This window comes from Streptomyces sp. NPDC111516 (assembly GCF_055635345.1).
Window position 1 is genome coordinate 1 of record NZ_JBVKBV010000019.1, and the last position, 20337, is coordinate 20337.

At 67.6% G+C, this 20337-nt stretch carries 16 protein-coding genes; 4 read left to right on the plus strand and 12 right to left on the minus strand.

Annotation, left to right across the window (positions count from 1 at the left end):
• Nucleotides 1–328 precede the first annotated feature (328 nt).
• From ACZ7L9_RS28235 to thyX, 3 genes are all read right to left on the minus strand, one after another.
• Nucleotides 329–2014 (minus strand): ribonuclease J, encoded by a 1686-nt coding sequence (locus tag ACZ7L9_RS28235; RefSeq protein WP_384463067.1) that lies wholly within the window; start codon nt 2012–2014, stop codon nt 329–331.
• Between the two features lie 129 nt (nt 2015–2143).
• Nucleotides 2144–3043 (minus strand): 4-hydroxy-tetrahydrodipicolinate synthase, encoded by a 900-nt coding sequence (gene dapA / locus ACZ7L9_RS28240; protein ID WP_471419486.1) that lies wholly within the window; start codon nt 3041–3043, stop codon nt 2144–2146.
• A gap of 152 nt (nt 3044–3195) precedes the next feature.
• On the minus strand, nt 3196–3933 hold the full coding sequence (thyX, locus tag ACZ7L9_RS28245; RefSeq protein WP_266749048.1) for an FAD-dependent thymidylate synthase: 738 nt from the start codon (nt 3931–3933) through the stop codon (nt 3196–3198).
• Nucleotides 3934–4119: 186 nt separating this feature from the next.
• Between thyX and ACZ7L9_RS28250 the strand changes: the two genes are divergently transcribed.
• Both ACZ7L9_RS28250 and ACZ7L9_RS28255 read left to right on the plus strand, forming a co-directional pair.
• Complete coding sequence (locus ACZ7L9_RS28250; RefSeq protein WP_471419488.1) at nt 4120–4359, plus strand: hypothetical protein; 240 nt, start codon at nt 4120–4122, stop codon at nt 4357–4359.
• Between the two features lie 94 nt (nt 4360–4453).
• Nucleotides 4454–5005, plus strand: coding sequence for a hypothetical protein (locus tag ACZ7L9_RS28255; RefSeq protein ID WP_471419490.1), 552 nt, complete (start codon nt 4454–4456; stop codon nt 5003–5005).
• Between the two features lie 42 nt (nt 5006–5047).
• On the opposite strand, the gene ACZ7L9_RS28260 is transcribed toward ACZ7L9_RS28255, so the two are convergent.
• The 6 genes from ACZ7L9_RS28260 to eccD form a co-directional block, all read right to left on the minus strand.
• Nucleotides 5048–5533 carry a hypothetical protein gene (locus ACZ7L9_RS28260; RefSeq protein WP_471419492.1) on the minus strand — a complete coding sequence of 162 codons (486 nt, stop codon included), beginning with the start codon at nt 5531–5533 and terminating at the stop codon, nt 5048–5050.
• A 13-nt stretch (nt 5534–5546) separates the two neighbouring features.
• Nucleotides 5547–6299, minus strand: a complete 753-nt coding sequence (gene dapB / locus ACZ7L9_RS28265) for a 4-hydroxy-tetrahydrodipicolinate reductase (protein WP_471419494.1) — start codon at nt 6297–6299, stop codon at nt 5547–5549.
• Nucleotides 6300–6322: 23 nt separating this feature from the next.
• Nucleotides 6323–7702, minus strand: coding sequence for a M16 family metallopeptidase (locus ACZ7L9_RS28270; protein ID WP_471419496.1), 1380 nt, complete (start codon nt 7700–7702; stop codon nt 6323–6325).
• Entirely contained in the window at nt 7699–9912 is a 2214-nt protein-coding gene (locus ACZ7L9_RS28275; protein WP_471419497.1) for a polyribonucleotide nucleotidyltransferase, read from the minus strand. Before ACZ7L9_RS28275 ends, ACZ7L9_RS28270 begins: the two co-directional genes overlap by 4 nt.
• 346 nt (nt 9913–10258) lie before the next feature.
• Entirely contained in the window at nt 10259–10549 is a 291-nt protein-coding gene (gene rpsO, locus ACZ7L9_RS28280) for a 30S ribosomal protein S15 (protein WP_189546018.1), read from the minus strand.
• Nucleotides 10550–10830: 281 nt separating this feature from the next.
• Nucleotides 10831–12333, minus strand: coding sequence for a type VII secretion integral membrane protein EccD (gene eccD, locus ACZ7L9_RS28285; RefSeq protein ID WP_471419677.1), 1503 nt, complete (start codon nt 12331–12333; stop codon nt 10831–10833).
• Between the two features lie 234 nt (nt 12334–12567).
• On the opposite strand from eccD, the gene eccCa reads away from it, so the two are divergent.
• Nucleotides 12568–16542: a type VII secretion protein EccCa gene (eccCa, locus tag ACZ7L9_RS28290; RefSeq protein WP_471419499.1), complete on the plus strand. Its 3975-nt coding sequence runs from the start codon at nt 12568–12570 to the stop codon at nt 16540–16542.
• Nucleotides 16543–16741: 199 nt separating this feature from the next.
• Entirely contained in the window at nt 16742–17458 is a 717-nt protein-coding gene (locus ACZ7L9_RS28295; RefSeq protein WP_471419501.1) for a hypothetical protein, read from the plus strand.
• Between the two features lie 258 nt (nt 17459–17716).
• Here ACZ7L9_RS28295 and ACZ7L9_RS28300 read toward each other — a convergent pair whose 3' ends face one another.
• Genes ACZ7L9_RS28300 through ACZ7L9_RS28310 form a run of 3 tightly spaced genes read right to left on the minus strand, consistent with a single transcriptional unit; the run spans nt 17717 to nt 19894 of the window.
• Nucleotides 17717–18229: a hypothetical protein gene (locus tag ACZ7L9_RS28300; protein WP_471419503.1), complete on the minus strand. Its 513-nt coding sequence runs from the start codon at nt 18227–18229 to the stop codon at nt 17717–17719.
• 35 nt (nt 18230–18264) lie between these two features.
• Nucleotides 18265–19569 carry a putative T7SS-secreted protein gene (locus tag ACZ7L9_RS28305; RefSeq protein ID WP_471419505.1) on the minus strand — a complete coding sequence of 435 codons (1305 nt, stop codon included), beginning with the start codon at nt 19567–19569 and terminating at the stop codon, nt 18265–18267.
• A gap of 19 nt (nt 19570–19588) precedes the next feature.
• The gene (locus tag ACZ7L9_RS28310) at nt 19589–19894 is read right to left on the minus strand and encodes a hypothetical protein (protein WP_471419506.1); all 306 of its coding nucleotides are present in this window, start codon (nt 19892–19894) and stop codon (nt 19589–19591) included.
• Nucleotides 19895–20337: the final 443 nt, after the last annotated feature.

The window sequence follows — 20337 nt, forward strand, 5'->3', positions numbered from 1 at the left end:
CTCTTTCGTGTCCGATTCCCGGTCGAAGCGGGGTCGCTTTCCAGTTCTTCGCTTTCGCGTTTCCCTTTCCGGCGGTTCCAACCTTACCAGACTCTTTTCCGTTCCGTTTCCGGTTCGAATTTGAATTCTGGTGGCCTTTGGAATGGCCTTGCCTTTCGGCGGATCCGACTTTATCAGAAGTTCTGAGTCGGAATTCCCGCCCCCATCGGGGTGACCACGGCACACGAGTGTGCCCGGTGCTTCCCGGCCAGGCGGAGCCGTAAACGTACTGGAGCGGGGCGCCCTGATGCAAATCGGGGGCCCCGCTCCGGAGTTCGCGCCTGCCGGGTCAGACCTCGACGACGACCGGAAGGATCATCGGGCGTCGGCGGTAGGTGTCGGAGACCCACTTGCCCACCGTACGGCGGACGAGCTGCTGGAGCTGGTGGGGCTCCATCACACCGTCCTGGGCGGACCTGTTGATCGCTTCCTCGATCTTCGGCACGACGGCGCTGAATGCCGAGTCGTCGATGCCGGAGCCGCGGGCATGGATGTCCGGCCCGCCCGTGATCTTGCCGGAGGAGCTGTCGACCACGATGAAGACGGAGATGATGCCCTCCTCGCCGAGGATCCGGCGGTCCTTGAGGGAGGTCTCGGTGACGTCCCCGACCGAGAGGCCGTCGACGTACACATAACCGGCCTGGACCTTGCCGACGATCTTGGCCTTGCCGTCGATGAGGTCGACGACGACGCCGTCCTCGGCGATGACGATGTGGTCCTTGGGGACACCGGTGAGGGCGCCCAGTTCGGCATTGGCCCTGAGGTGGCGCCACTCGCCGTGGACCGGCATCAGGTTCTTCGGCTTGCAGATGTTGTAGAAGTACAGCAGCTCGCCGGCCGAGGCGTGGCCCGAGACGTGGACCTTGGCGTTGCCCTTGTGGACCACGTTGGCGCCCCAGCGGGTCAGGCCGTTGATCACGCGGTAGACCGCGTTCTCGTTGCCCGGGATCAGGGACGACGCCAGGATCACCGTGTCGCCCTGGACAATCCGGATCTGGTGGTCGCGGTTGGCCATACGGGACAGTGCGGCCATCGGCTCGCCCTGGGATCCCGTACAGACCAGCACCACCTCGTCGTCCGGCAGGTCGTCGAGGGTCTTGACGTCGACCACCAGGCCCGCGGGGACCTTCAGATAACCCAGATCACGGGCGATGCCCATGTTGCGGACCATCGAGCGGCCGACGAAGGCGACCCGGCGGCCGTACTCGTGGGCCGCGTCGAGGATCTGCTGGATGCGGTGCACGTGGCTGGCGAAGCTCGCCACGATGATGCGCTTCTGGGCGTTGGCGAAGACCGTGCGCAGGACGTTGGAGATGTCCCGCTCGGGCGGTACGAAGCCCGGGACCTCCGCGTTGGTGGAGTCGGAGAGAAGAAGGTCGATGCCTTCCTCGCTCAGCCGGGCGAACGCGTGCAGGTCGGTGAGCCGACCGTCCAGCGGGAGCTGGTCCATCTTGAAGTCGCCGGTCGCGACGGCCATGCCCGCGGGCGTGCGGATGGCGACCGCGAGTGCGTCCGGGATGGAGTGGTTGACCGCGACGAACTCGCAGTCGAAGACTCCGATGCGCTCGCGCTGGCCCTCCGCGACTTCGAGGGTGTACGGGCGGATGCGGTGCTCCTGGAGCTTCGCCTCGATCAGCGCGAGGGTCAGCTTGGAGCCGATGAGGGGGATGTCCGGCTTCAGGCGCAGCAGGTACGGGACACCACCGATGTGGTCCTCGTGGCCGTGCGTGAGGACGATGCCCTCGATGTCGTCGAGACGGTCCCGGATCGTGGTGAAGTCCGGCAGGATCAGGTCGATTCCGGGCTGCTCCTCCTCCGGGAAGAGAACTCCGCAGTCGACGACGAGCAGGCGGCCGCCGTACTCGAAGACCGTCATGTTGCGGCCGATTTCACCGAGGCCGCCGAGCGGGGTGACCCGGAGGCCGCCCTTCGGGAGCTTCGGCGGGGTGCCGAGTTCGGGATGCGGATGACTCAAAAGACTCTCCTTACCACGCACGCCACGTACCGCTTGGGCACGTGGCGCGCATGTCATTCGTGCACTTGCTGTTGTCTGGGTTGTCGCTCTTGCGAGTGTTCTTCGCTTATTCAGTTGTGAAGTCTGTGATTACAGCTGTACCCCACCGGCGGCGAGATCGATCTTGAGCTGCGCCGTTTCCTGTGCGGTGAGTTCCACCAGGGGGAGGCGCAGCGGCCCTGCGGGGAGGCCCTGGAGGGCCAGCGCGGCCTTGGTGGTGATCACGCCCTGGGTGCGGAACATGCCGGTGAAGACCGGCAGGAGCTTCTGGTGGATCTCCGTGGCCTTCTGGACGTCACCGCCGAGGTACGCCTCGATGAGGGCGCGCAGGTCGGGCGTAACGACGTGGCCGACGACGGAGACGAAGCCGATGGCGCCGACCGAGAGGAGCGGCAGGTTCAGCATGTCGTCGCCGGAGTACCAGGCCAGGCCGGATCGGGTGATGGCCCAGCTTGCGCGGCCGAGGTCACCCTTGGCGTCCTTGTTGGCGACGATACGCGGGTGCTCGGCAAGCCGTACCAGCGTCTCTGTGTCGATCGGTACACCGCTGCGGCCGGGAATGTCGTAGAGCATCACCAGCAGCCCGGTGGCGTCGGCGATGGCCGTGAAGTGGCGGAAGATGCCTTCCTGCGGCGGCTTGTTGTAGTAGGGCGTCACCGCGAGGAGGCCGTGAGCGCCGGAGCGCTCGGCCGTACGGGCGAGCTCGATGCTGTGCCGGGTGTCATTGGTGCCGATGCCGGCGACGACGTGGGCCCTGTCCCCCACCGCTTCCAGTACAGCCCTGACGAGCTGATCTTTCTCCACGTCGCTGGTGGTCGGGGACTCACCGGTGGTGCCGTTGATGATCAGGCCGTCATTGCCTGCGTCCACCAGATGGGCGGCGAGCCGCTGGGCACCGTCGAGGTCGAGTGCACCGTCCGCCGTGAAGGGCGTGACCATAGCGGTGAGGACCCGCCCGAAGGGGGTCTGCGGAGTGGAGATCGGAGCCATGGGTAACACGCTACTCGTTGCTCAGCGTCCAATGCCCCCTCGGGGGGACACGCAGTAGGAGCCCGGCACTGCCTGCTCGGGGGTTCAAGCAGTGCCGGGTCCGTTTGATCAGCCTAGATGAACTTCACGAAACGCCGCAATACGGACACCGCTTACGGGGCTACGCGTCCGTTTTTGTTGAAGGCTGCATGGGTGAGCGGCATGAGACGGGCCCAGTGCTCCTCCATCTGCTGGCCGACCATCTCGATCTCCCGCTGCGGGAAGGAGGGCACCTTGGCCAGCTCGTGCTGGGTGCGCAGGCCGAGGAAGTGCATCAGCGAGCGGGCGTTGCACGTGGCGTACATCGAGGAGAACAGGCCGACGGGGAGCACCGCGCGGGCGACCTCGCGGGCCACACCTGCGGCGAGCATCTCCTGGTAGGCCTCGTACGCCTGGCGGTACGAGTCCTCCATGATGCGGCCGGTGAGTTCCTGCTGGGCCTGGGTGCCCTCGACGAACTCGTACTTCCCGGGGCGCCCCTGCTGGACGAGCTTGCGGGACTCCCCCGGGACGTAGAAAACCGGTTCCAGCTCCCTGTAGCGGCCCGATTCCTCGTTGTACGACCAGCCGACTCGATGGCGCATGAACTCGCGGAACACGAAGATCGGGGCGCTGATGAAGAAGGTCATCGAGTTGTGCTCGAACGGGCTGCCGTGCCGGTCGCGCATCAGGAAGTTGATGAGCCCCTTGGAGCGCTCAGGGTCCTTGGTGACCTCCTCCAGGGACTGTTCGCCGGCCGTGGAGACACGGGCCGCGAACAGGACGTCGGAGTCGCCTGCGGCATGTTTCACCAGCTCAACGGTGACATCGCTGCGGAAGCTGGGCTTTGCGGGCTCGGGGGTCTCGGTCACCGGCGGGGTCCTTCCAATTGCGTCGCTCGGGCGGCGCCCACTCTACGGGCCGCCACCGACAACGAGGGCGGGAAGGGCCGTGCCGGAATTTCTTCGACGAATTCGGCGATTCGGGGCACCGAACGGGCCTGTTGTGCGTCTGACTCAATAGCAGCATCCGTGCAAGGGTTCAAGGAGAGTTTCCTCATGTTCCGCCGGCGTGAATCCGTCCCGTTCTCGTTCGTGGCCGAGGCCGACCGATTCCGCAGTAACGTCACCCCGCCCCCGCGTGAGCGCACCAGCGTCTCGCAGCTGGCCGGCAGTTCCCTCCTCGGGCTGACACTAGTCGCAGGTCTCGTAGGGTCGCTGATCCTCGGCCTGCCCGCTCTGAGCCCCGCCCAGGACCCGGCGCACTCCCAGCAGACGGAGGCCGCCCACGGGCACTGACTCGTACAGGCCCCCTGGGGTGGTCGGGGTGGTGATCTCCTCGGTAGCCTCACCAGGCACAGCAATCGAGCGTGCTTGTGAGTGAGGATCAGTCGTGCCCCTGCCCTTCCTGACGGCCGACCGCGCGTTTGACGCGAGCGCTGAAGACATCGCGCTGCCGTTCGACGACCACGACAGGTGGCGGCGTCCGTACCGCCCCGGGCCCTGGCGGGTCGCGGCTGCGGCCTCCATGTTGCTGCTCGCGTCGTTCGTCCTGCTCGCGGGGATGGTCATCGCGTTCGCCGGAGAGGTGCCGGGTGCCGCCGTGTGTCTGGGACTCGCACTCGTGGTCATCGCCTGTGCCCTGCGACTGCTGCGGCTCGGTGCCTGGGTGAGCAGGCACGGCGTGCGGCGGGTGGGCTTCTTCACGACGAGGACCGTGCCGTGGAATCAGGTCACGGCCGTCCGTACCGTGCAGCAGCCGGTGAAGTGGCTCGGGTTTCCGCGCACGGTGCAGGGCCAGGCGCTGATCGTCGTACGGCAGGGTGGCGAGGGGATTCCGCCCCTGCTCACCGACAGCAACGCGGATTTCCTTGCGCGGGGCGAGGCGTTCGACCGGGCCGCGGACACGGTCGAGGCGTGGGGGGACGAATATCGGCGGCGCTGAGGACGGAACGGTTACCGGGCGGGCCCGGTAACCGTTCCGTCCTCAGTCGCCGGACGGACTTGATCCGGCCGGTGTGACCTGTCCGGGGACGGGCCTCGTGTGCAGGGCGATGGCGCGTTGCATGGCCTTCCGGGCCCGGGGGGTGTCCCTGGCGTCCTGGTAGGCGACGGCCAGGCGGAACCAGCAGCGCCAGTCCTCCGGGGCGTCCTCGGTCTCCTCGCGGCGCCGTGCGAACACGGCGTCGGCCGAGGCACGGTCGATGCGGCCGGACGGGGTACGGACCAGCTCGTCGACCGGCAGTCCGCCCTCCGCGTCGAGTTCCGCGGCCAGCGCGTTGGCCTGCGCCACGAACTGGGTGTTCTTCCAGAGGAACCAGACCCCGATCACCGGCAGGATCAGCACCGCGACCCCGAAGGTGACCGTCAGCAGGGTGCCGTGCTTGATGAGCAGGACGCCACGGCTGCCGACCAGGACGAAATAGAAGACCAGGACGGCAGCGGTGACGAAGTAAGTGATCTTTGCGCGCATGGCGGGGACTCAGTCAGTTCAGGTCGAGGAAGTTTTCCAGGCCGAACGTGAGGCCGGGAGTGGTCACCACGCGTCGTGTGCCGAGCAGGATGCCGGGCATGAAGCTGCTGTGGTGCAGGGAGTCGTGGCGGATGGTGAGGGTCTCGCCCTCGCCGCCGAGCAGCACTTCCTGGTGGGCGAGGAGACCGCGGAGCCGGATCGCGTGGACGGGAACACCGTCGACGTCAGCTCCGCGGGCCCCGTCCAGGGCCGTGGTGGTGGCGTCCGGCTGCGGGGCGCAGCCGGCCTTCCGCCGGGCGTCGGCGATCAGGTGGGCGGTGCGGGTGGCGGTGCCCGAGGGGGCGTCGACCTTGTTGGGGTGGTGGAGTTCGATGACCTCGACGGACTCGAAGTAGCGGGCGGCCTGCTCCGCGAACTTCATCGTGAGGACGGCGCCGATGGAGAAGTTCGGCGCGATGAGCACACCGGTCTCCGGGGAGCCGGAGAGCCAGGTGTTCAGCTGCGCGAGCCGTTCGTCGGTCCAGCCCGTCGTACCGACGACCGCGTGGATGCCGTGCCGGATACAGAAGTCGAGGTTGCCCATCACCGACGCGGGGGTGGTGAGCTCGACGACGACCTGGGCGCCGGTTTCCGCCAGGGTCTCCAGCTTGTCGCCGCGGCCCAGGGTGGCCACCAGCTCCATGTCGTCGGCGGCCTCGACGGCTCGTACCGCCTCGGATCCGATACGGCCCTTGGCACCGAGAACGGCCACGCGCAGCTTGCTCATTGCTCTGCTTCCTTACAGGTGGGTTAGGAGACCGCTTCGTCGAGGCGGTCGGCCTGCTTGTCCTTGAGCGGGCCGATGACGGAGAGCGAGGGGCGGTGTCCGAGGACCTCGCCCGCGACCGCGCGGACGTCATCGGGGGTGACCTGCGCTATCCGGCCCAGCATGTCGTCGACCGACATCTGGTCGCCCCAGCACAGTTCGCTCTTGCCGATGCGGTTCATCAGCGCGCCGGTGTCCTCCAGGCCCAGGACCGTGGAGCCGGACAGCTGCCCGATGGCACGGCCGATCTCCTCGTCGCTCAGTCCTTCGGACGCTACCCGGTCGAGCTCGTCCCGGCAGATCTTGAGGACGTCGTGGACCTGGCTGGGCCGGCAGCCCGCGTACACGCCGAAGAGTCCGCAGTCGGCGAAGCCCGAGGTGTACGAGTAGACGCTGTAGGCGAGACCGCGCTTCTCCCGTACCTCCTGGAAGAGGCGTGAGCTCATGCCACCGCCGAGGGCGGTGTTGAGGACGCCGAGCGCCCAGCGCCGGTCGTCGGTGCGGGCCAGGCCCGGCACGCCGAGGACCACATGGGCCTGCTCGGTCCGGCGGTTCAGCAGCTCGACGCGGCCGGCGGTGCGCACGGTGCGGGAGCCCGCGCGCGGGCCGACCGGGGCGGCGTCGGTGCGGGACAGGGCGCCCGCGCGCTCGAAGGCCTTGCGGACCTGGCGTACGACCGTGGCGTGGTCGATGTTGCCCGCGGCGGCGACGACCAGGTGTGTGGGGTCGTAGTGCTTCTTGTAGAAGCGGGTGATCCGGCCGCGGTCGAGCGCGTTGATGGTGTCGACGGTGCCGAGGACTGGGCGGCCGAGGGGGGTGTCGCCGAGCAGTGTGTGCGCGAACAGGTCGTGCACGCAGTCGCCCGGGTCGTCCTCGGTCATCGCGATCTCTTCGAGGATGACGCCCCGCTCGGCGTCGACGTCCTCCGCCGTGATCAGCGAGCCGGTCAGCATGTCGCAGACGACGTCGATGGCCAGCGGCAGGTCGGTGTCGAGGACCCGCGCGTAGTAGCAGGTGTACTCCTTCGCCGTGAAGGCGTTCATCTCGCCGCCGACCGCGTCGATGGCGGCGGAGATGTCGAGGGCGCTGCGCTTGGCGGTGCCCTTGAAGAGGAGATGTTCGAGGTAGTGCGTCGCGCCGTTCAGGGTGGGGGTCTCGTCGCGTGATCCGACGTTGGCCCAGATCCCGAAGGTGGCGGAGCGGACGGAGGGCAGGGTCTCGGTGACGACGCGGAGTCCGCCCGGCAGGACGGTTCGGCGGACCGTACCGATGCCGTTGGTGCCCTTGAGAAGCGTTTGGGTACGGGCGACGGCCCGCGCCTTGGAGGAGGCGCGGGCCGTCGTCACGGAACTACGGGACGTCACTTGGCGGCGTCGTCCTTCTTCTCGTCTTCTTCGCCCTCGATGACCGGGATCAGGGAGAGCTTGCCACGGGAGTCGATCTCGGCGATCTCGACCTGGACCTTGGTGCCGACGCCGAGCACGTCCTCGACGTTCTCCACGCGCTTGCCACCGGCGAGCTTGCGGATCTGCGAGATGTGCAGCAGGCCGTCCTTGCCCGGCATGAGGGACACGAACGCACCGAAGGTGGTGGTCTTGACGACCGTACCCAGGTAGCGCTCGCCGACCTCCGGCATGGTCGGGTTGGCGATCGAGTTGATCGTGGCGCGGGCGGCCTCGGCGGCCGGTCCGCCGGCGGCACCGATGTAGATGGTGCCGTCGTCCTCGATCGTGATGTCGGCGCCGGTGTCCTCCTGGATCTGGTTGATCATCTTGCCCTTGGGGCCGATGACCTCGCCGATCTTGTCCACCGGGATCTTGACGGTGATGATCCGCGGGGCGTTCGGGGACATCTCGTCCGGGACGTCGATGGCCTCGTTCATCACATCGAGGATGTGGAGGCGGGCGTCGCGGGCCTGCTTCAGCGCGGCGGCCAGGACCGAGGCGGGGATGCCGTCGAGCTTGGTGTCGAGCTGGAGTGCGGTGACGAACTGCTTCGTACCGGCGACCTTGAAGTCCATGTCGCCGAAGGCGTCCTCCGCACCGAGGATGTCGGTGAGGGCGACGTAGTGGGTCTTGCCGTCGATCTCCTGGGAGATCAGGCCCATGGCGATACCGGCCACGGCGGCCTTGAGCGGCACACCGGCGTTCAGCAGCGACATGGTGGAGGCGCAGACCGAGCCCATGGACGTCGAGCCGTTGGAGCCCAGCGCCTCGGAGACCTGGCGGATCGCGTAGGGGAACTCCTCGCGCGTCGGCAGCACCGGCACGATGGCGCGCTCGGCGAGCGCACCGTGGCCGATCTCGCGGCGCTTGGGCGAGCCCACGCGGCCGGTCTCACCGACGGAGTACGGCGGGAAGTTGTAGTTGTGCATGTAGCGCTTGCGGGTCACCGGGGAGAGGGTGTCCAGCTGCTGCTCCATGCGGAGCATGTTGAGGGTGGTGACGCCCAGGATCTGGGTCTCGCCACGCTCGAACAGCGCCGAGCCGTGCACGCGCGGGATGGCTTCAACCTCGGCGGCGAGCGTACGGATGTCCGTGACGCCACGGCCGTCGATGCGGACCTTGTCCTTGATGACGCGCTCGCGGACCAGCTTCTTGGTCAGCGAACGGTACGCGGCGGAGATCTCCTTCTCGCGGCCTTCGAAGGCCGGGAGCAGCTTCTCGGCGGCGATCTCCTTGACACGGTCCAGCTCGGCCTCGCGGTCCTGCTTGCCGGCGATGGTGAGCGCCTGGGCCAGCTCGGACGTCACCGCGGCGGCGAGCGCCTCGAAGACGTCGTCCTGGTAGTCCAGGAAGACCGGGAAGTCGCCGGTGGGCTTGGCGGCCTTCGCGGCGAGGTCCGACTGGGCCTTGCAGAGCGCCTTGATGAAGGGCTTCGCGGCCTCGAGACCGGCGGCGACGACCTCTTCGGTCGGGGCCTCGGCGCCGTCCTTGACGAGCTGGATGGTCTTCTCGGTGGCCTCGGCCTCGACCATCATGATCGCGACGTCGCCGTCTTCCAGGACGCGACCGGCGACGACCATGTCGAAGACGGCGTCCTCGAGCTCGGTGTGCGTCGGGAAGGCGACCCACTGGCCCTTGATCAGGGCGACACGGGTGCCGCCGACCGGGCCGGAGAAGGGCAGGCCGGCCAGCTGCGTGGAGCAGGAGGCGGCGTTGATCGCGACCACGTCGTACAGGTGGTCGGGGTTGAGCGCCATGATCGTCTCGACGATCTGGATCTCGTTGCGCAGGCCCTTCTTGAAGGAGGGGCGCAGCGGGCGGTCGATCAGGCGGCAGGTGAGGATCGCGTCCTCGGAGGGCCGGCCCTCACGACGGAAGAAGGAGCCGGGGATCTTGCCTGCGGCGTACTGCCGCTCCTCGACGTCCACCGTGAGGGGGAAGAAGTCGAGCTGGTCCTTGGGCTTCTTGGACGCGGTGGTGGCCGACAGCACCATCGTGTCGTCGTCCAGGTACGCGACGGCGGAGCCGGCGGCCTGCTTGGCCAGGCGGCCCGTCTCGAAGCGGATGGTGCGGGTGCCGAAGGTTCCGTTGTCGATAACGGCCTCGGCGTAGTGGGTCTCGTTCTCCACTAGCGTTTTCTCCGATACATATCGTCTTCTCGCCCCCACGCCCGTGTGGCGGGGGACGGTAGCGGAGAAGCCCTCCATCGGCGGGCCGGTCTTCGATCGAAGCACCCGGGTCGATGAGTCCGGGGGCCACTACCGAGGACCGGCGGCGGGGAGGTCTGCTTCTCGCTCGTCCGTGGTTCGTTCTGCTGGTCGTTCTGCAACCAGGTTACTGAGATTCGACTCAGCTTGGCATTCCGGTCGTGCGGGCGGGCCCGTCACATCCCGTACATGCGTACGTACACACAATCGTACGTACAACAAAGGGAGCGGCCCCCTCAGTAGTGGGAACCGCTCCCTTCACGGCGTGTTACTTGGCGCCGCCGGCCGCACCGCGGCGGATGCCGAGGCGGTCGACCAGGGCACGGAAGCGCTGGATGTCCTTCTTGGCCAGGTACTGCAGAAGGCGGCGACGCTGGCCGACCAGGATCAGCAGACCACGGCGGGAGTGGTGGTCGTGCTTGTGCGTCTTGAGGTGCTCCGTCAGGTCCGAGATCCGACGGGAGAGCATCGCGACCTGGACCTCGGGGGAACCGGTGTCACCCTCCTTGGTGGCGAACTCGGCCATGATCTGCTTCTTCGTAGCGGCGTCGAGCGACACGCGGTACTCCTTTTTGATGATTCGATGCGTCCACGAGTGCCCCTGGTCTTGTTCTCAGGGGGTCTTCCGTAACTCGGGGGCGAAGGTCCGATGAGCGCAGCTCCCAGGATGATCCGGGAGCGCGTACACAAACGGCCGTCACACAGCGTACCAGTCCGGCGGAGCCGGTTGGGTCGGGGGTGATGTGACCCCGGCGAGTGCGATTGCCGCTTTGTCCTCAATCGCCGGAGGGGCTTGACACTGCCTGGCTGAGCTTGGGTTCGGTCGGGCGGCCCGCGGGGTCAGCTGGTGAGAGCGCGGATCGAGTGGTAGACATCGAAAACGGCGAGGCACAGAGGCATCAGCGTCAGGAGCACACACGCTTCGGCGATCTCCAGGAAACGCCCCCAGAACGGAGTGACTCCCTTGCGCGGCACGATCAGCCCGATGGCAGTGATCAGGGCGGCGGCGCCCGCAACGGCTGCGGTGAGCCAGATCGTACGGATGTCGAGCGCGGTGCTGTCCCCCGTAACGGCCTCGCGCAGCATTTCGGTCGGCGGATTGAGGGACAGGCCGAGGCCCAGCAGCACGAGCGCGCCGAGACCCGCCGCCAGGGCGCAGCCGACCTGGGCCGTGTAACGGAACAGGTGGGAACGCATCAGCATCGCGACTCCGGTGGCGAGCGCCAGCAGCTGGCCCCATATGTTGTCCGAGAACCCCAGGACGGCTGCGGCGCCCACGGCCACCAGCGCGCATCCGCCGACCAGGCCGACGAGCAGTTCGTGGCCGCGCCGCGCCTGGGCCGCGATGCGGTCGGCGTCGACCGGGCCCTGCGGCGCCGGCTCGGACGTCCCATAGTCACCGACGGTGGTACGGGGCGGCTCGAAGCCGATGGGGAGGCGGGCGAAACGGGTGGAGAGACCGGGCAGGAAGGCGAGTACACCCACGGAGAGCGGGGCGCACACCGCCGCGGTCTCGACAGGCTCCATGCCGGTCATGATCGCGATGAAGGTCACCAGCAGGCCGATGGCGGCGGCGAACACGAACGCGACGAAGAGACCGTCCCCGCCGGGGGCGGCGATCATGAGGATCACCGCCGCCACCAGCACGGCGGCGCAGGCGAGCAGGAACTGGAGCCTGCCGATGCCCTGGCCCTCGGCGAGCGGCAGCAGCCCGGCACCGGAGACCGCGGCGTTCGCGAGCGCGCCGATCCCCAGAGCTGTGGATGATCCCCGGTCGTCGTACACGCGCGCACGTACGCAGGCGAGCGCGAGAGTGAGTACGGCGATGACAGCGGCAAGGATGCCGGGCAGGCCGTGCATGTCATGCCGGGGGCCGGACGTCCACAGCACGAAACCGAGCAGGACCAGCAGGAGCGACCCCCCGAAGAGCCCGGCTCCGCGCATGAGGCTGTCGCCCCAGAGCGTGCGATCCCGGGCGACGGCGGAGGCGACTGCGTCGGAGACGTCGTCGAAGACCGCGGGGGGCAGGGACTCGGAGAAGGGGCGCAGGGACAGCAGCTCTCCGTCGAGGATGCGCTGACCGGCCAGGGTGCGCCCGCTGTCGAGGACGGTGCCGTCGCGGCGTACCAGGTGATAGCCGACCGGAGCGCCCTGGGCGGGGCTCTGCCCCGACAGCCGGAGGATCTCCGGGTACAGATCGGCGACCGGGATGTCCTCGGGCAGCGCCACGTCGACGCGACTGTCGGGCGCGACGACCGTGACCCGGCAGAAACCGGTTCCGCTGCCGGCCGGAACTCCGGGACCCGGCCGACCTTGTCCGGTGGCCGCCGCTTGGGCCGTCATAGTCACCTGCTGCTCCCCCTCATCGTTCTCCTGAAACGAACGCCAGGAACGCGGGCCTCGCTCGCGCCCCGAATGACCGTTTCCTTACGGTAGTTAGCGAATGCTTACACGCGTCGCGACACCCTATCGCTCTCGGGTCATCTCGTACGCCAGTAGGATCCTCCCGCGGATGGAGCCCGTCGCCACGGGGGCGCCGATACGAACAGTTCTGTCCGGCAAGGGAATTGGTGAGCTGTGAGCCAGATTGTCGTCAAGCGCCCACCGCGGGCCCTGCCCTCCGAAGTGCCGGACGAGCAGGTGCAGTTGCAACCTCCGCCCGAGCTTCCTCGCGGTCAGCAGGAGGGGGTGATGATGCAGCTGCTGCCGATGCTCGGCATGGGTGGTTCCGTCGTCTTCTTCTTCATGACCCCGAACCCGGTCATGCGGATCATGGGCATGATCATGATCGCGTCAACGCTCGCCATGGCCATTTCGATGCTCGTCCGCTTCCGGCGGGGCACCCAGGGGCAGCTCGCGGACATGCGGCGCGACTATCTGAAGTATCTGACGCAGACCAGACGCGCCGTACTGAAGACGGCCCGCAGACAGCGCGACGCGCAGTTCTATCTCCACCCGTCCCCGGACCAGTTGTGGGCGCTCGTCGCCGAGGGCAGCCGGGTGTGGGAGCGTCGCGTCGGTGACGCCGACTTCGCGCAGGTGCGCATCGGCCTGGGCAGTCAGGAACTCGCCACACCGCTCATCGCGCCACAGACCGCACCGGTCGATGAGCTGGAGCCGCTGACCGCGGGGGCGATGCAGCAGTTCCTGACGACCCACAGCACGCTGGACGGCCTGCCCATGGCGGTCTCGCTGCGCGCCTTCTACCACCTGACGATCAGCGGCGAAGCGGAGTCCGTCCGTGCCACGGCCCGTGCGATGGTCGGTTCGCTCGCCTCGCTGCACTCCCCCGAGGACCTGATCATCGCCTTCGCGACGGGCCGGGACGCCACCCCGCACTGGGAATGGGCGAAGTGGCTTCCGCACGTCCAGGCCCCGGACTTCATCGACGGTGCCGGCGGCCGCCGTCTGATCACCACGAGCATCGCGGAGTTGGAGGAAATGCTCGCGGGCCGGCTCGACGGCAGGCCGCGCTTCCAGCCCGATGGCCAGCCGCTCATGGACCAGCCTCATGTCGTCGTGGTGCTCGACGGCCAGTCCGTATCTCCGGTGTCGGCGCTCGCAGCGGCCGAAGGCCTCCAGGGCGTGACGGTCGTCGAGGTCGTACCGGGTGAGGTCAACGGGGCGCGCGGCGGCCTGTCCGTCGTGGTGCACCCCCATTCGCTGCAGCTGGAGTCCGGGCACGGGCTGGTCTACGACGGCCTTCCCGACCTGCTCAGTTATGAGGCCGCCGAAGCACTGGCCCGGCAACTGGCGCCGCTCCATGTGTCCTCGGGCGGGGACGACGACGAGCCGCTGCTCGCCAATCTCGAATTCACCGATCTGCTGAATCTCGGAGACGCGGCCTCGATCGACGTCAGCAGGACCTGGCGGGCCCGCTCCCAGGCGGAGCGGCTGCGCGTCCCGATCGGCGTCGGCGAGGACGGCGGTCCCGTGATGCTGGACCTCAAGGAAGCGGCGCAGGAGGGCATGGGACCGCACGGCCTGTGCGTCGGCGCCACCGGTTCCGGCAAGTCCGAACTGCTGCGTACGCTCGTGCTTGGCCTTGCCGTCACCCACACCTCGGAGACGCTCAACTTCGTCCTCGCGGACTTCAAGGGCGGCGCCACCTTCGCCGGTATGGCACAGATGCCCCACGTCGCAGCCGTGATCACCAACCTCGCGGACGATCTGACGCTGGTTGACCGCATGGGTGACTCCATCAGCGGTGAGCTCAACCGGCGCCAGGAGATGCTCCGCGACGCGGGCAACTACGCCAACATCCACGACTACGAGAAGGCGCGCGCCGCGGGAGCCCCGCTGCAGCCCATCCCCTCCCTGGTCCTGGTCATCGACGAGTTCAGCGAACTACTGACCGCCAAGCCGGACTTCATCGAGATGTTCGTGCAGATCGGACGCATCGGCCGTTCGCTCGGCGTCCATCTGCTGCTGGCCTCGCAGCGCCTGGAGGAGGGGCGGCTGCGCGGTCTGGAGACCTATCTGTCCTACCGGATCGGCCTGCGCACCTTCTCGGCGGGCGAGTCCCGGGCGGCGCTGGGTGTGCCCGATGCCTACCACCTGCCCAACGTCCCCGGTTCCGGCTATCTGAAGTACGGCACGGACGAGATGGTGCGCTTCAAGGCCGCGTACGTCTCCGGGGTGTACCGCTCGGGCGCCCAGCCGGCCGTATCCTCCGGCCCCCTGCCGGTGGATCGCAGGCCGGTGGTGTTCACAGCGGCTCCGGTGCCGGTGCAGTACGTCCAGCCGAGCCCGCAGACCGAGGCCTCCGTGCCCGACGCGCGTACACCGGAGGACGACGCCCTGGCGGACACGGTGCTCGATGTGATCGTGCGCAGGCTGGAGGGCCGGGGGGCATCCGCACACCAGGTATGGCTCCCGCCGCTGGACAACCCGCCGTCGCTTGACGAGCTCCTGCCGGGGCTCTCCGCGGTCGAGGGCCGTGGGCTGACCCAGCCCGGATTCGAGGGTGCGGGCCGTCTCGTCGTACCGCTCGGTGTGGTCGACAAGCCGTACGAGCAGCGGCGCGACACGCTCTACCGGGACTTCTCCGGGGCGGCAGGCCACATGCAGATCACCGGTGGTCCGCAGTCCGGCAAGTCCACGCTGCTGCGCACACTCATCGCGGGCTTCGCACTCACCCACACGCCCCAGGAGGTCCAGTTCTACGGACTCGACTTCGGTGGCGGCGGCATGGCCTCGGTCTCCGGCCTGCCGCACGTCGGCGGGATCGCCTCCCGGCTCGACCCGGAGCGGGTGCGACGTACGGTCTCCGAGGTGTACGGGATCATGACGCGGCGCGAGGAGTACTTCCGCAGCGCGGGCATCGACTCCATCGCCACCTTCCGCAGGCTGCGGGCGCGCGGCGACATCTCGGTCACTGACCAGCCGTGGGGCGACGTCTTCCTGATCATCGACGGCTGGGGCAACTTCCGTTCGGACTACGAGGGCCTGGAAGCGGCGGCCGTGGACATCGCGGCGCGCGGCCTCGGATACGGCATCCACCTGATCGTCACGGCGTCTCGTTCGATGGAGGTCCGGGCCAACCTCAAGGACCACCTGATGAACCGGCTGGAACTGCGGCTCGGCGACGTCATGGACTCCGAACTGGACCGCAAGGTCGCGGTCAACGTGCCGGCCGGCGTGCCCGGTCGCGGTCTCACGCCGGAGAAGCTGCACTTCATGGCCGCGGTACCGCGGATCGACGGCATCAACTCCGACAGCGACCTCTCCGAGGCAACGGCGGCCATGAACCAGGAGGTCGCCCGGCACTGGACCGCGGCTCCCGCCCCGGCGGTCCGGCTGCTGCCCCGCGAACTCCCGGTGCACGAGCTGCCCGCGGGCTACGCGCATCCGGAGCGCGGCATCGCGTTCGGTATCGACGAGAACAACCTGGAGCCGGTGTTCCTCGACTTCGAGCGTGACCCGTTCTTCCTGGTGTTCGGCGAGAGCGAGTCCGGCAAGTCCAATCTCCTGCGGCTGCTCATCAAGCAGCTGACCGAGAGGTACGACGGGAACACCTGCAAGTTCTTCGTCATCGACAACCGGCGAGCGCTCCTGGACGTCACCCCTGCGACGCACCTGGCGGAGTACGTGCCCATGTCCAACGACATGGAGCACCATATGGACGCGCTGTACGACCTGATGAAGCGTCGTACGCCGTCGCCCGACGTCACGGCGCAGGAACTGCGCGACCGCAGCTGGTGGAGGGGCCCGACGGTGTACGTGGTCGTCGACGACTACGACCTGGTCTCCACGTCCAGCGGGAACCCGATGGCCAAGCTCACGGAGATGCTGCCGTTCTCACGTGACGTCGGCGTCCGGTTCATCATCGCCCGTAACACGGCGGGGGCCGGACGGGCCCTGTACGAGCCGTTCATGCAGCGCATCATGGAGCTGGGCGCGCAGGGCCTGATGCTCTCGGGCGACCCCATCGAGGGGGACGTCCTCGGCAACGTACGACCGCGCCCGATGCCCCCGGGGCGCGGCGTCTTCGTCACGCGGCGGCGGGGGAATCCGCTGGTGCAGTCCGGGCTCATGGCCGGGGAGCGGTAGCGCCGCATGCGCGGCGGGCGGGGCGGGCGGGGCGGCGGGACCGGCCGGTGTGGCTGTTCCCGCCGCGCCTCGTGCTCCACTCCCTCTGCATGTCGGAGACGGGGCGGCGGCTCGTCGGGCTGTCGCCCCCGGAAAGAGCCGACAGCGGCTCCGAGCTCCGGTTCACGCCGTCGTTCGACGTCCCCCATAATCATGGGTCATGGAGCTTCTGGTAGGGATTCTGGTGAAGGGACTCCTCTTCACCTTCATCGCGGGGATGTTCACCTTCGTCTTCATCATGGGCAGGCGCGGACGCAAGAAGGATGCGCAGGTCAGGGAGGAGTATGCACAGCTCGCCCGGATTGCCCAGGAACGTGGTTGGACATACACACAGCGCACGAACGGGCGGATCGATCGTTATTGCGGGATAACTCCCCTCCCCGACAAGGGCACGAATCTGAGCGCCTGGCACTACACCACGGGAGAGTTCCGCGGTCGCCCCTTCGTGTACTTCGAGTATCGCTACGTCAGTCCCATGGCGACCCACGAAGTCGGGGAGCAGAGGGTGCCCATCATCAGGGCAGTCCTCGTCGTGACGGCGCCCGGCTCAGCGCCTTTTGTGCAGATATATCACCCGAGCAAGTTGGACGCGGTTCTCGACCGGAGGACCAAGATGAAGCTCGGTGTGCCGGAATTCGATGAGGAATTTCAGATCGTCACCAAGGACGAGCCATTTGTCCGGGATGTCTTGAGCGACACCGTGGTGCCCTTTGTGCTCGCGGATCCACGAGCCAAGAAGTCCCCGTTTGCGTTGCGTGAAAACGAACTGTTCACCTGGTACACAGGCACCCTGTCTCCGCAGGCTGTCGACGAGAAGTTGAACTACCTCTGCGACGTACTGGACCTGATTCCCGCACAGGCTTGGCCGGCTGCCTGAGCAAGCAGAGTGCCCCTCGCCCCGTGACCATGGTTCACCGGGGCGCGGGGCACTTTGGCGTCCGGCCTCGGCGTTTCCTTTGCAGTGACGGGATGCTGTTCGTCGATCGATACCCTGCGCACAGAAAGTGCCTTCCGCCTGGAACGAGAGAACCCCTCGACAAGGTTCATCATCCCAGCTCAGAAGGCTCTTCCGCGCTTCAGAACACCAACTCGCACCGCATCGACCGAAATGGCAAGGCCGGTGCCGGGCGCGGCACTAGGCAGGAGTTTCGTCGGCCGGGCGCACCGTCCGGAGGAAGGTCTTGAAGTCCTCGATGACTTCCTCGAGTTGGGTCGGCTTTGCTGTCAGGACGAGTTCGATGACGACACGCTTCGCGGGATTCTTGACGTCCTCCATGCCGAGGTACACCTGGCTCTGGAGCAGTTCCAGAGGTTCCCCCCTCAGAGTGGTGGAGAGACGGAGGTTCTGGACCACACCCGGGGAGTCCGTCAGGCCCGGGATGTCCGGGGTACCCACTTCGGTCTTCTTGACGACTTCTACGGTCCCTGCCTGCGCCAGCCGCTGCACCGACTCGTCGGCGATCTGCCACATGGTGGCGCTGTCGTTACGCATCCGCCCGGCGATGGTGATGTTCGCCGTGAACCCGTCGATGGAGGCGGGATGGAGCGCGACGAAGGCGACGCCGGGTGCTCCCACCTCGTCCGGCGGCGCGGCTTGCCAGCCTTCCGGCAGCGAAAACGAGATCTTGATCGGCAACGTAGTCGCCATGGTGGACCCACTCCTTCGATGAACTACAGCCCAGGCTAGAACAGCGCGCCGATTGTGTGGTCCCAGGCCGACTTTGCGCCACTACCTACTGCGTCCGCTGCGTCACCGACCGTGTCGACCACCTTGCCGGCATCGATGGTGACGTCGAAAGAGACCTTGCCGCCGACGCCCAGACCGGCCCCGAGCTCGCCGCCGATGGTGAACTTGCCGTCCTTCATGCCCAAGTCGGCACTGGCGGATGCGCCCACGCCCGCCCACGCCTCGCCGGTGACACCGGCACCGACGCCGCCGACATCGGCGGAAACCGACCCGGTGGCCTTGGCTCCGGCGAACGCCTCTGCGCCGGCATGCAGACCATCCTTGCCCACGCCGACGGTAGCCGAGGCATCCGCACCGGCGTAGGCCTTCGCCTCGCCCTGGACCGCGGCGATGCCGTACTCCGCACTGCCCTTCGCAGAAGCCTGTGCCAGGTATGCGCTCCCCGAAACACCGGCCTGCAGCTGCCCGTCTTTGATGCTCGCACCGGCGGTCCCGCTGACCCCGAGCAGGTCGATGCCTGCTTGGCCCTTCAGCTTGGCGCCACCGACCGTCGTCTCGCCCGGGCCGGTGCCGAACGACCAGGCGCTGGCGTCGCCCGTCCACTCGGCAAGCTTGATGTTTACATTGGCCTTGTTGCCAGGCGTGCCCTGGTCCCCCGCCCCGGAGTCGGAAGACTTGTCCCGGATGAACCAGTTACCGTCATCGTCCTTGCCCCACTCCTTTTGCCGGTGCCGGAAGCGGCCGTCTCCCTCCCGCCACTTCTCGTCATCCCATATCGGCCGGCTCTGGCTGGTTTTGCCGACTCCGTGATCAGTGGCCCACTGCCGGGCATCGACCCAATCCCTGGCGTCGGCAAGCCAGCCGGGGCTGCCGGCAGCGCCGCCCGCCAGGTCGCCGAGCTTCTTCACCAGCTTCTCGGTCTCGGGCTTGAGCTGATTGCGCGCGGCTTTCAAGGTCTCTTCCGCCGTGTCGTGCTGCCCGGCCTTCCACTGCGTGATCGCGGTGGAGGCCTGCTGCTGCGCCCAGCTCAGCGTGGAGGAGTACGAGGTGACCGCCGAGGCCGCCCCGGACATCGCGTCGGAAGCGAGATGCCAGTTGGCCTTCTCTTTGGACAAGGTGGGCCAGAAGGCGTCGCTGGCCTCACCGATCCAGCCCGGGATCTTCAGGTCGCGCAGGCCCGTAGCGATTCCCTCGAACTTTTCCGACCAGCTGCTGAGGGTGGTGGCGAGCCCGGTCAGCTTTCCGACGTCGCCGGGTATGAGTTCCTTGGGGTCGTCCGTCGACCCCAGCGCTGCTCCCATGGATTCGAATCCCCCGTCTCTAGCTCAAGTCCGACTTGACCGAGTTCACTGCGTCACGGATGGCTTCGTCCGTGTCCGCGTAGTTGTTGTTGGCCGAGTTCAGCCCACCCGCCAGGGTCACAGCGCAGTCCCTGAGGAACTCCGCCCCCAACTGCCACGTGGTGCAGAACGTCACCATTGCCGCGACTGCCGCCTCGTCCCCGGCCGCGGAGCCCTGCTCGGACAGTGACTTCAAGTCCACTTTCTCGACCGGCTTGAGGCCTTCCAGAATGTCCGAAGCGCCCTTCTTGAGGACCCCCGGGCCTACACCGAGATCACCCGTCATGAGATTCCCCCGCTTCCAACTCCGCCTGCGCGTAATCGCATTGGTGTCCAGTCCGGACACGCTAGCACCTGGACAACCCGGAATTGACGCCCCCACAGCCTCCTCACGACCCCTGCTACTCGGCTGCTCAAGACACTCGACAACCTCGATACGTCCCTCGTCACCGCGCCAAAGCAGACGCTGAACGGGCTCACGAACGACGACACCTCGTACCGCCCGTCCGGGCGGCGCCGCGTGGCCATCGTCAACGACCATGAGATTGATTGGTGTTATTTCCTCTTGGGCCGGCGCCGTCGTCTTCCTTCTCTGGGCGGCGCCTTCGGTGGCAGCGTCTGCGGCGAGCTGGTCCAGCGCATGGGACGGCTCCCGCAGCGACGAGGAGGTGTCCGGCCTCGTGGCCCTCGCGAGCGAGCAGGGATGGACGTACAAGACACGGGACGTGG